The sequence below is a fragment of the Flavobacterium aquatile LMG 4008 = ATCC 11947 genome, from assembly GCF_000757385.1.
GTDB lineage: Bacteria > Bacteroidota > Bacteroidia > Flavobacteriales > Flavobacteriaceae > Flavobacterium > Flavobacterium aquatile.
The window spans coordinates 162,746-176,829 of the sequence record NZ_JRHH01000003.1; the positions used below are offsets into that span (position 1 = coordinate 162,746).

General features: G+C 32.6%; 17 protein-coding genes and 2 tRNA genes. 12 read left to right on the plus strand and 7 right to left on the minus strand.

Annotated features, from left to right (window positions below; all coding sequences use genetic code 11):
- Window positions 1–37 precede the first annotated feature (37 nt).
- The 3 genes from LG45_RS06570 to LG45_RS06580 form a co-directional block, all read right to left on the minus strand.
- Window positions 38–112 (minus strand) — tRNA-Val (locus tag LG45_RS06570).
- A 43-nt stretch (window positions 113–155) separates the two neighbouring features.
- A tRNA-Val gene (locus LG45_RS06575) sits at window positions 156–230 on the minus strand.
- Between the two features lie 72 nt (window positions 231–302).
- The gene (locus LG45_RS06580; RefSeq protein ID WP_035125589.1) at window positions 303–1,523 is read right to left on the minus strand and encodes a bifunctional folylpolyglutamate synthase/dihydrofolate synthase; all 1,221 of its coding nucleotides are present in this window, start codon (window positions 1,521–1,523) and stop codon (window positions 303–305) included.
- A gap of 127 nt (window positions 1,524–1,650) precedes the next feature.
- On the opposite strand from LG45_RS06580, the gene LG45_RS06585 reads away from it, so the two are divergent.
- On the plus strand, window positions 1,651–2,361 hold the full coding sequence (locus LG45_RS06585; RefSeq protein WP_035125590.1) for a MotA/TolQ/ExbB proton channel family protein: 711 nt from the start codon (window positions 1,651–1,653) through the stop codon (window positions 2,359–2,361).
- Window positions 2,345–2,740, plus strand: a complete 396-nt coding sequence (locus LG45_RS06590) for an ExbD/TolR family protein (protein WP_035125591.1) — start codon at window positions 2,345–2,347, stop codon at window positions 2,738–2,740. Before LG45_RS06585 ends, LG45_RS06590 begins: the two co-directional genes overlap by 17 nt.
- Window positions 2,741–2,887: 147 nt before the next feature.
- Here the strand turns inward: LG45_RS06590 and LG45_RS06595 are convergent, their stop codons facing one another.
- From LG45_RS06595 to LG45_RS06610, 4 genes are all read right to left on the minus strand, one after another.
- Window positions 2,888–3,832, minus strand: coding sequence for an energy transducer TonB family protein (locus tag LG45_RS06595; protein WP_240471831.1), 945 nt, complete (start codon window positions 3,830–3,832; stop codon window positions 2,888–2,890).
- A 56-nt stretch (window positions 3,833–3,888) separates the two neighbouring features.
- On the minus strand, window positions 3,889–5,115 hold the full coding sequence (locus tag LG45_RS06600; protein WP_035125592.1) for a Glu/Leu/Phe/Val dehydrogenase dimerization domain-containing protein: 1,227 nt from the start codon (window positions 5,113–5,115) through the stop codon (window positions 3,889–3,891).
- A gap of 173 nt (window positions 5,116–5,288) precedes the next feature.
- The gene (locus LG45_RS06605; protein WP_035125593.1) at window positions 5,289–5,642 is read right to left on the minus strand and encodes a ribosomal maturation YjgA family protein; all 354 of its coding nucleotides are present in this window, start codon (window positions 5,640–5,642) and stop codon (window positions 5,289–5,291) included.
- Window positions 5,639–6,706, minus strand: coding sequence for an anhydro-N-acetylmuramic acid kinase (locus LG45_RS06610; protein WP_035125594.1), 1,068 nt, complete (start codon window positions 6,704–6,706; stop codon window positions 5,639–5,641). Before LG45_RS06610 ends, LG45_RS06605 begins: the two co-directional genes overlap by 4 nt.
- Window positions 6,707–6,792: 86 nt before the next feature.
- Between LG45_RS06610 and LG45_RS06615 the strand changes: the two genes are divergently transcribed.
- The 10 genes from LG45_RS06615 to LG45_RS06660 all read left to right on the plus strand — a co-directional run bounded on the left by LG45_RS06615 (window position 6,793) and on the right by LG45_RS06660 (window position 13,980).
- Entirely contained in the window at window positions 6,793–7,932 is a 1,140-nt protein-coding gene (locus LG45_RS06615) for an acyl-CoA dehydrogenase family protein (RefSeq protein ID WP_035125595.1), read from the plus strand.
- Between the two features lie 104 nt (window positions 7,933–8,036).
- The gene (locus LG45_RS06620) at window positions 8,037–8,714 is read left to right on the plus strand and encodes a Crp/Fnr family transcriptional regulator (RefSeq protein WP_035125596.1); all 678 of its coding nucleotides are present in this window, start codon (window positions 8,037–8,039) and stop codon (window positions 8,712–8,714) included.
- Window positions 8,715–8,797: 83 nt separating this feature from the next.
- On the plus strand, window positions 8,798–9,214 hold the full coding sequence (locus LG45_RS16055) for a DM13 domain-containing protein (protein ID WP_052087513.1): 417 nt from the start codon (window positions 8,798–8,800) through the stop codon (window positions 9,212–9,214).
- A 4-nt stretch (window positions 9,215–9,218) separates the two neighbouring features.
- A complete protein-coding gene (locus LG45_RS06630) occupies window positions 9,219–10,118 on the plus strand; it encodes a hypothetical protein (RefSeq protein ID WP_035125597.1) in 900 nt (299 codons plus the stop codon).
- Window positions 10,119–10,217: 99 nt separating this feature from the next.
- Window positions 10,218–10,679, plus strand: a complete 462-nt coding sequence (locus LG45_RS06635; protein ID WP_035125598.1) for a YHS domain-containing (seleno)protein — start codon at window positions 10,218–10,220, stop codon at window positions 10,677–10,679.
- A gap of 4 nt (window positions 10,680–10,683) precedes the next feature.
- Entirely contained in the window at window positions 10,684–11,073 is a 390-nt protein-coding gene (locus LG45_RS06640) for a DoxX family membrane protein (protein ID WP_035125599.1), read from the plus strand.
- Window positions 11,074–11,120: 47 nt separating this feature from the next.
- On the plus strand, window positions 11,121–11,609 hold the full coding sequence (locus tag LG45_RS06645) for a DinB family protein (RefSeq protein WP_035125600.1): 489 nt from the start codon (window positions 11,121–11,123) through the stop codon (window positions 11,607–11,609).
- A complete protein-coding gene (locus LG45_RS06650) occupies window positions 11,597–12,307 on the plus strand; it encodes an NRDE family protein (protein ID WP_035125601.1) in 711 nt (236 codons plus the stop codon). The genes LG45_RS06645 and LG45_RS06650 overlap by 13 nt, the downstream gene beginning before the upstream one ends.
- Before the next feature lie 156 nt (window positions 12,308–12,463).
- Window positions 12,464–13,342 (plus strand): ATP-grasp domain-containing protein, encoded by an 879-nt coding sequence (locus LG45_RS06655; protein ID WP_307725780.1) that lies wholly within the window; start codon window positions 12,464–12,466, stop codon window positions 13,340–13,342.
- A complete protein-coding gene (locus LG45_RS06660; protein ID WP_035125603.1) occupies window positions 13,342–13,980 on the plus strand; it encodes a hypothetical protein in 639 nt (212 codons plus the stop codon). The genes LG45_RS06655 and LG45_RS06660 overlap by 1 nt, the downstream gene beginning before the upstream one ends.
- The last annotated feature ends 104 nt before the right edge of the window (window positions 13,981–14,084 follow it).

Sequence of the window (14,084 nt, forward strand, 5' to 3'; positions counted from 1 at the left end):
AAAAGGACAAATCAATTTATGATTTGTCCTTTTTTTGTGGGCGATGAGGGGTTCGAACCCCCGACCCCCTCGGTGTAAACGAGGTGCTCTGAACCAGCTGAGCTAATCGCCCGATAATGGTGTTTATTATCAGTATTTGTTTTTGATAAAAGTTGTGGGCGATGAGGGGTTCGAACCCCCGACCCCCTCGGTGTAAACGAGGTGCTCTGAACCAGCTGAGCTAATCGCCCTTTTATCTTTTAAAGATTTCTCCTTAATCAGGGTGCAAATATAGGGCTTATTTTTAATTCTGCAAACATTTTTTACAAAACTTCTGCTACAACAAAAGTGCTTCCGCCTATGTATATGAAATCATTTGTGGTTGCGTTTTTCATGGCTTCAGTATAAGCGTTTGAAACAGAATTATATACTTTGCCTTCGAGGCTGTGTTTTTTTGCATTTTCTTCTAAAATTCCTGCATTTAAACCTCGAGGAATATTTGGTTTACAGAAATAATATTTTGCTTTTTTTGGGAATAATGGCAGAATATCACTCAAATCTTTGTCATTTACAACTCCTAAAACGATGTGTAATTCGTTAAATTTTTCGTTTTGAATTTGATTTAGAACAATTTTTAGACCATGTGAGTTGTGGGCAGTATCACAGATTACTTTTGGGTTTTCATTCAGTTGTTGCCATCGGCCTTTTATGTCAGTGTTTTTTATTACATTTAAAAATCCATTCTTTATATTTTCTTCTGATATTTTATATTTATTGTGAGTTTGTATGACCTTAACTGTTTGTTGCACCGTTTTTTTATTGTGAATTTGATAATCACCAAGAAGAGCTGATTTGTAAGTTTCATTAATTAAATCGGAAGCAAAATAAATATCTGAATGGGTTTCTTTGGATTTAGTTAGAAATACTTCTTTAGTTTCTTGAGTATATTCTCCAATTACAACTGGAATATTGTTTTTTATAATTCCAGCTTTTTCATAAGCAATGTCTTCAAGAGTATTTCCTAGAAATTGGGTATGATCAAATCCAATATTAGTAATGACAGAAACTAAAGGTGTAATGATATTTGTAGAGTCTAATCTTCCGCCCATTCCAACTTCAATGATATTGATGTCTGTTTTTTCTTTTACAAAATATTGAAATGCTAAGCCTACCGTCATTTCGAAAAAACTTAAATCATTGGTTTCAAAAAACGATTTGTTTTTCGCAACAAATTCGCAAACAAATTCCTCAGATATTTCTTCATTATTGATTTTAATGCGTTCTCTAAAGTCTTTTAAATGCGGAGAGGTATAAAGCCCAACCTTATAGCCAGCTTCTTGAAAAACGGATGCGAGCAGATGTGAAGTTGATCCTTTTCCATTTGTTCCAGCAACATGAATGCATTTCAACTCTTTTTCAGGATGATTTAAATGCTCGGCAAGTAAAAGTGTATTAGTTAAATCTTTTTTATAAGCAGTTGCTCCTTGCGTTTGGTACATTGGTAACTGATTAAAAAGCCAATTAGTTGTTTCTTGATAGTTCATTACTTTTTTGATAAAAAAATCCTAAAACAAAATAATATCTCAATTTTGTAGTTTAATATTGTATTAGAATTTATCTTTAGTGCAAATTTGAGATTATTTCTTTAACTAATACAAAAATACAATTTATATGATTAACTTTTTTCTTCAAGTCCAAAACGATACACTCGCTCAAGCTGCAGGAGCTGTTATAGAAGGTACAGTAGCTACAAAGGAAATTTCGGTTTTAGAGTTTATTTTAAAAGGAGGTTTTTTTCTTATTCCAATTGCACTTTTACTTTTTTATACTTTTTATATAATTATTGAACGCTATTTATACATTAGCAAAAGAGCCGTTATTGATTCTAATTTAATTCGTGACATTCGCGACAACTTAAACGCTGGAAATATTGATTTAGCCGTTTCAACTGCTGAAAGAAATTCTACAGCTTCAGGATATGTGCTACGTGAAGGAATTTTAACAATAGGAAGACCAATTGCAGAAATTGAATCGAATATGGAACGTGCCGCTAACATTGAAGTTGGTGAAATGGAAAAGAAGCTTGGTCAATTAGGATTAATCGCTGGTATTGCTCCAACATTAGGATTTATCGGAACTATTTCTGGTGTTATTAAAATTTTCTACAGCATTTCGCAAACTGAAGATATTAGTATCGGTAACATTTCTGGAGGTTTATACGAAAAAATGATTAGTTCTGGTGCTGGATTAGTAGTTGGTATCATCGCTTATGCAGCTTACCACTTATTCAACGGAAGAATTGATAGCTTTGCGTTAGGCATCCAAAAACAAGTTTTAGATTTTGTTAATATAATTCAACGTCCAAATGGTAAAACGAAATAAAAGATTTCACGCCGAAGTAGCTACATCGTCTTTAAGTGACATTATGTTCTTCTTGCTTTTGTTTTTCCTAATTATATCAACATTAGCAAATCCAAACGTAATAAAAATGACACTTCCAAAGTCAAAGACTAGCGAAAAAACCAACAAACAACTCATAAGTTTGTCGGTTACCGAAGACAAGCGATTTTATCTTGACAAACAAGAAGTAGCTTTCGACCAATTAGAATCGACTTTGTTAGCTCAAATGGGCGATGCTAAGGACCAAACTGTAGTGATTCGAATTCCATTCAACCTACAAGTACAAGATCTAGTAGACGTGCTGCAAATAGGTGTAAAGAACAAATTAAAGTTTGTGATAGCAACAAGTAATTCTAAATAGATTTTAAAAATAAGGAGCGAATGGCTCGTGCATTATCAGCCATCCATTTTCCTGCTTTCCGTTACAATAAAAAATGTCCCGAAACAATCGGGACATTTTTTATTTTCTCTGCAATCAGGGCTGGATAAATTACGAATTGAATTTTTGCTAATCCTTCAAACTAAAATTATATCGAATAGTTCCCACTTGTTTTTCAGTTCCATCAGGGCTTGCGCTCCATTTAGTATTCATAGCAGCGATTTTCGCCTGACTTGCTAAGCAAGCGGCAGAATTTGTAGTTCCTCTTGCTCCAGGTTTTGCATCAATTACATTTCCGTTTTTATCAACCGTAATTTGTACCACAACAACACCTTCTTCGTTGCAATTATAGACTGGTTTTGGTTTGCTTAAAGCACTTCTTCCAGTTAATGCATATCCGCTTCCGTTGCCAAGTCCATTGCCACTTCCGTTTCCTCCGCCACTTCCAGAACCTGTTCCTGCTCCAGTTCCTGTGCCATTACCAGTTCCGTTTCCGCCACCAGTTCCGCCGCCAGAACCGCCAGTTCCAGAATATCCTGTAGAATTTATATCTCCATTAGCTCTTCCTTGATTTCCCGAAGTTCCGCTATTTCCATCTCCACCTTTTTTATTTCCTTTTAAAATATTATCCAAAGCAGAATCTACTTTTTTAACTGGCTTTTTTACTTCAACAGGTTTAGTAACCTCAGGTTTTAATACAGGTTTCGGATTTTTTACAGGCTCTTTTTTAGCAATTACAACATCCGTTTTATCAGCATCTGCTTCTTCTGTAATAATGTTTTCTTCTGGAGTTTCTACTGCTGCGGTTTGTTTTACAACATCTTTTACATCCAATTCTTTATTTTGATAATCTGCACCCGAACCAAAATCGGTATCACCAAAATTTACAGTAACTCCGCCACCGCCACCGCCACCAGCCATTGCTAGTAAATCGGCATCAGATGGAGGCCAAAAACGAATAAAAAATAAAATCAAAAGTAATACTCCGTAAATAATAGATGCTGCCACAAACGATTTTCTTTTATCGGCTGCAGAAGAATCTAAACTATTATCCATGTTTTTTAAATCTTTCATATCATTTCTATTTGTTTTTTAACGCTGAAATATACTAAAAATTGTAGTAGCAATAGTTATACCAATTGTTTTAACGCAATTTCAAATGCCGTTGCACTGATATTTTTCTTATCAGAATTTAAATCGTGTGCTCTTTCAATCGCTTTTTTAATGATTTCAGACGTGTCGTAGAAAATAGCTTCGTCTGTCATTTGAACTTTTCGCTCCATGAAATAAGCAAATACACGTGCCATTCCACAATTAGAAATAAAATCGGGAATCAAACTCACTTTACTATCAGTTTCTTCCATAATTGGTCCGAAGAAAATTTCTTTATCTGCAAACGGAACATTCGCTCCACAGGAAATTACTTCCAATCCTGATGCAATTAAATTGTCCAATTGGTCTTTTGTAACCAATCTTGAAGCAGCGCATGGCGTAAAAATTTCGGCACCAATTGTCCAAATCTTTTTATTGATTTCGTCAAACGGAATCATATTTTCTGCGACTAATTTATTTCCGTCTTTATTTAAAAATAACCTTCTAATTTCTTCAAAGGAGAATCCGTTTTCATTAATTATTCCACCATCACGGTCGATAATTCCAATTACTTTCACACCCATTTCTGCAAGGTAAAAAGCAGCTGCCGAACCTACATTCCCAAATCCTTGAACGATGGCTTTCTTTCCGTGAAAATCACCACCGTATGTGTTGTAATAATGACGAACCGCTTCGGCAACGCCATAACCAGTAATCATATCGGCAACAGTATATTTTCTTAAAACATCTGGAGAGAATTTTGTATTTTCAATAACTTTCACAACGCCTTGACGTAATTGCCCAATCCTATTGATTTTATCGGCTTCTGTTGGTTTGAAATGTCCGTTAAAAACGCCTTCTTGCGGATGCCAAACACCACATTCTTCTGTAAACGGAATTACTTCATGAATTTCATCTACATTTAAGTCGCCACCAGTTCCGTAATAACTTTTTAATAACGGAGAAACGGCTTTGTACCAACGTTGTAAAACGCCTTTTTTTCTTGGATCATTTGGGTCGAAATTAATTCCCGATTTTGCTCCGCCAATCGCTGGTCCAGAAACAGAGAATTTTACTTCCATCGTTTTTGCCAAAGACAAAACCTCGTTCATGTCCAATCCTTTTCTCATACGAGTTCCACCGCCAGCAGCGCCACCGCGAAGAGAGTTAATTACTGTCCAGCCTTCAGCTTCGGTTTCAGTATCTTTCCAGTTAAAAATTATTTCAGGTTCTTTGTTTTCAAATTTTTTAAGTAGGTCTTTCATTGTGTTTCATCTGAATTTATTTCAGATTCGTTTTTAGTTAGTTAATTTGTTTGTGGCGCAAAGATAAACTTTTTTAAAAGATTAGAATTTGTTCAGAAGTACATTTGTTTATATTAGAAAGTGTTTGTTCAGAGCTTTTGGATAGAATAGCAGAAGCTTTCTAAATCTTGTATTTAAATTGATTTTTTATCAATAAAATAACCAATACTTATTCCGAAAACATAGGCAACCAAATCGCTCCACAAAAAACCTTGTCCTAAAACGTAATGTCCAAAAGTTGTTTTTCTAATTTCAACCATCCAATTGGATTGGTATAATTGAAGGAACTCAATGCTAAAGCAAATAAATAAAGAAAGAACTACAGATTTTAATAATGTTGATTTTTTTGCAAATATTCTAACAATAAAATAAATCATCATAGCATACAAGAAATCGCCAATTAAAAGTGGAATAAAATAGAATTTTCTAGAAAGAATTCCTAAAATAATTATCAATAAGACTAAAATTGGATATTTTAAGTTCTTCATGGAATAAAAATAATTCCAGTCGAATGATCTTGTTCTGCACCAGTGACACTGCTCAAAACATTAACTTCATTTCTTAATTTTAAAACTCCTAAAAGTGCAAAAATCAACGCTTCTTTAAATTCTAAAGTTTTATTATCGGGAATGATTATTTGAATATTTGGTAAGTTAAATTGCATTCGCTCTATTAAAAAATCATTGTATGCGCCACCGCCTGTTATCAATAATTTGCCGGATTTGATTGGTAAAGCAAGAGAAGTTTGATAAGCAATATGTTCAGTAAACGTATGCATTTTATCTTCAATTGCAATCGAATAGTTCTCTATCAGTGGCAACACAATTTCTTTAACAAATTCAAATCCGAGTGATTTTGGAAACGATTTTTTGTAATAATCCAAAGCATTCAATTCGTTTAACAACTCCAAATTTATTTTTCCAGATTTCGAAATTTTTCCTTTATCATCATAATCCAATCCTAATTTGTTGGAATAAAAATTCAAAACGGTATTTACTGGCGAAATATCAAAAGCAATTCGTTTGTTGTTTGATTCAAATGAAATGTTAGAAAAACCACCTAAATTCAAACAATAATCATAATCAGAAAATAAAATTCTATCGCCAATTGGTACTAATGGTGCACCTTGACCGCCAAACTTTACGTCTTGAACTCTAAAATCGCAAACTACATTTTCGCCAACTATTTCTGCAATTTTAGGAAGATTTCCAATTTGTAATGTAAATCCGTTTTGTGGTTGATGCAATATGGTATGTCCATGAGAAGAAACCGCATCAAGATTTGAAATAGAATATTTTTCTATAAATGATAGTATGATTTTCCCTAAAAGTTCGGTGTAATCTTCGTTTAATTCAGTCAATTCTTCTGATGAAAAATCAACGGCAACTTTCAATTTGTTTAACCAATCATTTGAATACGAAACAGTTTCAGATTCATGGATTTCATACGACCATTTTCCGTTTTTAATTGCAAAATTAATGTGTGCCAAGTCAATTCCATCAAGCGATGTGCCACTCATTACTCCAATAACATTGTAGGTTTCTTTAAACATTGGCTAAAATTACGAAATCGTTTGAAATTTAATATTTAATAATTACTTTTGTGCTCTCAATTTAAGAACAAATAATTCACAAAAATATGGATTTTAATCTAACCGAAGAACATTTAATGATTCAACAAGCTGCTAGAGATTTTGCTCAAGCCGAATTGTTGCCAGGAGTTATTGAAAGAGACGAACATTCGAAATTTCCAACAGAGCAAGTCAAAATGATGGGCGAACTTGGTTTTATGGGAATGATGGTCGATCCAAAATATGGCGGTTCAGGTTTAGATAGCGTTTCATATGTTTTAGCAATGACTGAAATTGCAAAAGTAGACGCTTCTGCGGCAGTAATCATGTCGGTTAACAACTCTTTAGTTTGCGCCGGAATGGAAAGATATTGCAACGAAGAGCAAAAAATGAAATATTTAGTGCCACTTGCAAAAGGTGAAGTGATTGGAGCTTTTTGTTTATCAGAACCAGAAGCAGGAAGTGATGCAACTTCGCAAAAAACTACTGCAATAGATAAAGGTGATCATTATTTGCTAAATGGAACAAAAAACTGGATTACCAATGGTGCAACTGCATCAACTTATTTAGTTATTGCTCAAACAGACGTTGAAAAAGGTCACAAAGGAATCAATGCGTTTATCGTAGAAAAAGGATGGGCAGGATTTGATATTGGTCCGAAAGAGAAAAAAATGGGAATTCGTGGAAGTGATACACATTCGTTAATGTTTACCGATGTGAAAGTACCGAAAGAAAATAGAATTGGTGATGATGGTTTTGGTTTTTCATTCGCAATGAATGTTTTAAACGGCGGAAGAATCGGAATTGCATCGCAAGCATTAGGAATTGCAACTGGAGCTTATGAAATTGCTTTGAAATATTCTAAAGAAAGAAAAGCATTTGGTAAAGAAATTTTCAATCATCAAGCGATTGCTTTTAAATTGGCCGATATGTATGTGAAAGTTACTGCTGCCAAATTATTAGTAATGAAAGCTGCTTGCGAAAAAGACGAAGGTAAAGATATTGCACATTCTGGAGCGATGGCAAAATTATACGCTTCAGAAATTGCACTTGAAGTGGCTAATGAAGCAGTTCAAATTCACGGTGGAAACGGTTATGTTGCCGAATATCATGTAGAGCGAATGATGCGTGATTCTAAGATTACTCAAATTTACGAAGGAACTTCAGAGATACAAAGAATTGTAATTTCTAGAGGATTAGTTTCTTAAAAAATAGTTTACACAATTATAAATTCAAACCCTTTCAGTTTATTCTGAAAGGGTTTTGTTTTTGAATTCGAATTTTTAATACTTTTACAATAGAAATTCTACTTATGTACGACGAATTAAAATATTGGTACTTGCGCGATCACAAATTATTTTGGACACTAAGTATGTCACAAATTAAGCAATTGTGCATTATTACAGGGTTTAAAAAAGCCAATAAGGGCGATATAATTTATTTTTCATCGTCAGATTTACCTCGTATTTTTCTACTTAAAAAAGGAAATATTAAAATTGTTTCTATTGATGAAGAGGGAAATGAAACGATAAAAGAGATTCTTCAAAAAGGTGATTTGTTTGGTGAATTATCACTTGAAGCAGATGATTCTGTCAACGAGTACGCCAAAGTTTTAACGGATGAGGTTTCGATTTGTAGCTTTCTATTATCCGATTTTGAAGATTTATTGGTTCGAAATCCGACGCTTGCGCTGTCTTACACAAAGTTTGTTGGATTAAAAATGAAACGTTTTAAAAACAATTATTCCAACTTAGTTTCCAAAGATGCAAAAACTAGATTATCATCGTTTCTAAAAGATTGGGCAGAACGCGAAGGAATTCAAGATGGTAAAAAATACACCATCAATAATTATTTAACCCAAGCCGATATTGCTCAAATTATTTGTACTTCAAGACAAACCGCCACATTATTATTAAACGAATTGGAAGAAAAAAATATCATTTACTACAATCGAAAAGAGATTATAATTGATGATATTGAAAAGTTGTAAAAATTTTCTTCGCCAAATGTAAACTACCCGACATTTCATTTTTCAGGAACAATTTATCTTTGAGTAATCAAAAATAAATTGCTATGAAAAAACTTTTTTTACTTCCGATTTTAGTTTTGTTTTTCTCCTGCGAAGTTGAAGGTGACTTTACAAAATCTATTGAAGATAATCCGCCGATTTCTCCAGTTGCATCAGTTCTTTATTCAGGAAATTTTACTCCAACTTCTGGAATAAATGTTGCTGGTCAAGCCAAAATTATTTCTGAAAGTGGTGCTTTAAAATTAGAATTAAGCGAATTTTCTGTAAGTTCTGGACCCGATTTGAAAGTGTATTTATCAAAATCTAGTTCGCCAGATGAATTCATAACTTTAGGAAATCTAACAAGTGCTCGAATTTATTCCATCCCAAATGACGTAAATTTTAATGAATACACACACGTTTTAATTCATTGTCAGCAATACAATCACTTATTTGCAATTGCAGCATTAACTCAAAATTAAAATTATGAAAAATATATTTTTAGTATTTATATTTTGCTTGGTTGTGCAAGTAACATTCGCCCAAGGTTGTAGCGATGCTGGAATTTGTTCTATCGGAAACGGATTTGATTCTGATGAAAAAGAATTAAAAAACAATATTGAAATAGCCGCGATTTTTGGAACTGGTGATGCTGATATTACTTACATTTCTCCTTACATCGCTTACACCAGAAAGTTCAACGCTAAGTTTTCGTTAAGCACAAAAGTCACTTTTTCGTCAGCTAATGGTGATTTTGGAACTCGTGCAGCTTTTGGTGATGCCTATCTTATTGGAAATTACACTTTTAAAGAAGTCAAAAATAAGCAATGGAGCGCTTTGGCTGGATGGAAATTTCCTTTCACAAGTTCCAATCTCAAAATTAATGGTTTTTCACTTCCGTTAGATTATCAATCGAGTTTAGGGACATTCGATTTATTTCTAGGAACTAATTTGAAATACAAAAAATGGGATTTTAATGCCGCGATTCAAATTCCTGTTTTTAACAATAATAAAAATTCCTATTTTGATGAATTTTCGGCTTCCGATGATTTTCCTACAACCAATTTATTCGAACGAAAATCGGATGCACTTTTTAGGACAACGTATACTATCAAACCTACAAATTCGAAATTTACGTTCAAGCCAAATGTACTTTTTATTTATCATTTAGGCGAAGATACTTTCGAAAATCAATTTAGTGAAAGAGAAGCGATTGAAGGTTCAGATGGTTTAACAATCAACGGAAATTTAATTACCTCCTATCAAATAAATAAAAGAAATTCGATTGAACTTTCGCTTGCAACACCATTTTTAGTGAGAGAAATTAGACCAGACGGATTAACAAGAGGTTTTGTTGCTGGAGTAAATTATAGAATTTCATTTTAATTTCATTTTAATTTCAATCAAATGTAAACTAGCAGACAAAATGCTTGTAAAACCCACTATATCTTTGCTTTATAAAACAAAAAAAACATTTTTACAATCATGAAAAAAACATTTTTAATAGTAGTCGTTGCCTTTCTTTCAATGACAACTTTTGCTCAAAACGCAGCGAAAAGAAGTAAAGAATTCAATTTAGATAAAAAAGCGGCGATTCAAGGATATGATCCAGTTTCTTATTTTACACAGAAAAAAGCCGTGAAAGGGAAATCAAATTTTGTAACTACTCATGAAGGAGTAACTTATAACTTTTCATCGCAAGCAAACAAAGATGTATTTCTTAAAAATCCTGCTAGTTACGAACCGCAATATGGAGGTTGGTGTGCTTTTGCAATGGGTGATTATGGCGAAAAAGTAGAGATTAATCCAGAGACCTTTAAAATTGTAGACGGAAAATTGTATTTATTTTATAATGCGTACTTCAATAATACCTTAAAAAGTTGGAATAAAGATGAAACCAATTTGAAGAAAAAAGCAGATGCAAATTGGAAAAAACTCTTAAATTAATCCGATGAAAAAGTCAATAATTCTTTGGATAATTAGGCTCACAGCAGTTGTGATTTTGTTACAAACTTTATACTTCAAATTCAGTGGTGCCGAGGAATCGGTCTATATTTTTACCACTTTAGGAATTGAACCTTATGGCAGAATCGGCTCAGGAATTGTCGAATTAATTGCATCCATTTTAATACTAATTCCACGTGCTTCTTTTTTCGGCGCATTGCTTGGAATGAGCACAATGATAGGCGCTATTTTATCTCATTTATTTTTTTTAGGAATCGAAATAAAAAACGATGGTGGAACACTTTTTATTTTGGCAATAATTACGTTTCTTTGTTGCTTACTATTAGTTTACAATCAAAAAGATAGATTTTTAGATTTATTGAAATTTAAATTTTAATCTAAATTGTATTCTATAACGTAAATACTTAAAAAGATTCAAGAAATATGCTGATTCCATCTATTCAAAAAACATTAAGCGAGTTGAGTGATTTACTATCTCAATTATCTAAAGATGATTATACTTGTCCATGTTTTGGATTAAGTAATGCCACAATTGGTGAGCATACACGTCACATTATAGAAATGTTTCAATGTCTTGAAAATCAATATGAAGGTGGGATTGTGAATTATGATGACAGAAAGAGAGATTATCAAATTCAAACCGATACAGAATTTGCTAAGCAAACAATAGTTTCAGTAATCAATCAACTTGACCGACCTAATAAATCTTTAAAATTACAACAAATCGTCGATGGCGAAGAATTGCTAATTGATACCAATTACGACCGTGAGTTGTTATATAATCTTGAGCATTGCATTCATCATCAAGCACTTATAAAGGTTGCTGTTTTACAAAATGACGCTATAACTATTGATGCAAACTTTGGAGTTGCTCGTTCTACAATCGAATATAGAAAGCAATGTGCACAGTAAGTTTTGTTTTTTCTAACGGAAAAGCAATTTTAACACACAATCGTGATGAAAAGACTGCTCGTCCAAATGCAATTGAGCCCAAAAGTTATTTGGTGAATAATAAAAATATCATTTTTCCAAAAGATCCGAAAGCTGGAGGAACTTGGTATGCCATTACCGAAGATGCAACTGTTTTGGTTTTGTTAAATGGTGCCGATGAAAAACATCAGTTAAAACCATCATACAGAAAAAGTCGCGGATTAATTGTTTTGGATGTTATCAGTTCCGATTCGCCAATTGAAGCATGGAAATCTATTGATTTGTCAAATATTGAACCGTTTACCTTAGTGCTTTTTCAAGATTCCAAATTATACCAATTGCGATGGAATGAAATTGAAAAATCAACTATCAGTTTAGACGTTACTCAAAATCATATTTGGTCATCTTCAACTTTGTATCCAAAAGATGTTCGTGACAAAAGAGCCAATTGGTTTCATACATTTTTAGATACAAAACCGGAAGTTGATGCAACAGAAATGTTCAATTTTCATCGTTATACAGAAGGAGAAAATCTAGAAAATGGCTTAGTAATCAATAGAAATGACTTTATGAAAACCTTGAGCATTACCCAAACGGTTATCGAAAAAAATAAAGTCGTACTTTCGCATTACGATTTGCAGCAACAAAAAGATTTTACAAATACATTTATCACCATATAATTGAGATTATTTCTTCATAAACTTTTCAACTGGGAATATTGGCCGTTTCAAATTGTCTATATTCCTATTTATTTTTTGTGGGCATTTTATGCTCTTAAATCACGAACAATTTTCTTTTTTAATGCCAGCAATCCAACAATGAAAAATGGCGGATTTATGGCGGAAAGTAAAAAGGAAATTTATGATATTATTCCGCAAAAATATTATCCAAAAACTAATTTGGTTTTAGAAAAAAGCAACTTTGATGTTGTTCTTTCCGAAATTGAAAAGGCACAAATCAAACTTCCATTCATTGCAAAACCTGATATTGGGTTGCGTGGTTCAGCTGTTAAAAAAATTGAATCTGTTGAGGATTTAAAAGTCTATCACGACAAAGCCAATTTTGATTATTTAGTTCAAAATTTAATCCCTTTTCCAAACGAAGTTGGCATTTTCTATGTTCGATTTCCAAGTGAAAAGAAAGGAAGAATTACCGGAATTGTTTCTAAAGAATTTCTAATCGTAGAAGGCGATGGAATTTCCACAATGGAAGATTTGCTGATTAAAAATCCGAGATATGCTTTGCAGTTGCCAATTCTAAAAAAAGAATACGGACAACAATTAAAAACCGTTTTAGGTGTCGGCGAAAAACGAAATCTAGTTCCTTACGGAAATCATGCTCGTGGTGCAAAATTTATAGATTCAAGTCATTTGATTTCAGATAAACTAACGAAAGTTATTGACGATATGTGTCAAGAAATCCCAGAATTTTATTTCGGTCGATTAGACGTAATGTACGATTCTTGGGAAGACTTAGAAAATGGAGAAAGCTTTTCAATTGTTGAAATAAATGGTGCCGCAAGTGAACCGACGCATATTTATGACCCGAAACATTCTATCTTTTTTGCTTGGAAAGAATTGGCGCGACACATTACATACATGTACAAAATTAGTGTAGAAAACCATAAAAAAGGATTTCCTTATCTTGCTCACAAAGAAGGAATGAAAGAATATAAATTACATTTGGAGCAAAGTAGTAAGATTGTAAATTTTTAATGCAAAAACTCAAAAACATATTCGTTGGATTTTTAATAAGTTTTATAGGGTCAATTCCTTTAGGATATTTAAATGTTGTAGGATATGAAGTGTATAAAAGTTCAGGTATAAATGATACAATTTTCTATTTAATAGGTGTAATTTCAATTGAATTTATTGTAATTTATTGCACGTTACTTTTTGCAAATCAATTAATTGCAAATAAAAAACTGATTAAATTTATTGAAGCATTTTCTATTATTTTCATGTTTCTGTTAGCTTATGTTTTTTATTCAAGTGCATCAAAAGAAACCTCTAATCAATCTGTTTTAGATAAATACGTCAATTATTCTCCTTTTGTTGTTGGATTAATTTTAAGCTGTTTGAACTTTATTCAAATTCCGTTTTGGACCAGTTGGAATCTTTATTTGTTGAATGGGAACTATATAGAAATTTCAAAATCAAGAAAATATTTTTACGTTTTGGGAACCATTTTAGGTACTTTTTCGGGGATGTTGGTTTTAATTTTATCTCTTAATTACGTAACTAACGAAACCGATTTTCTGTCTAAATATTTAATGAAAATCATTATCCCAATGGTTTTTGCAGGTTTGGGAATTTTTCAAGCTTTTAAGTTTTATAAAAAATATTATAAGTAGATTTCATTTCTTATTTTTACAAAAAAAATAGATTTTGAAATCGGAGATTATTTCATCTATTCGCCTTTTAGGCTCGGGTCACGAACACAAAAAAACAATATAAA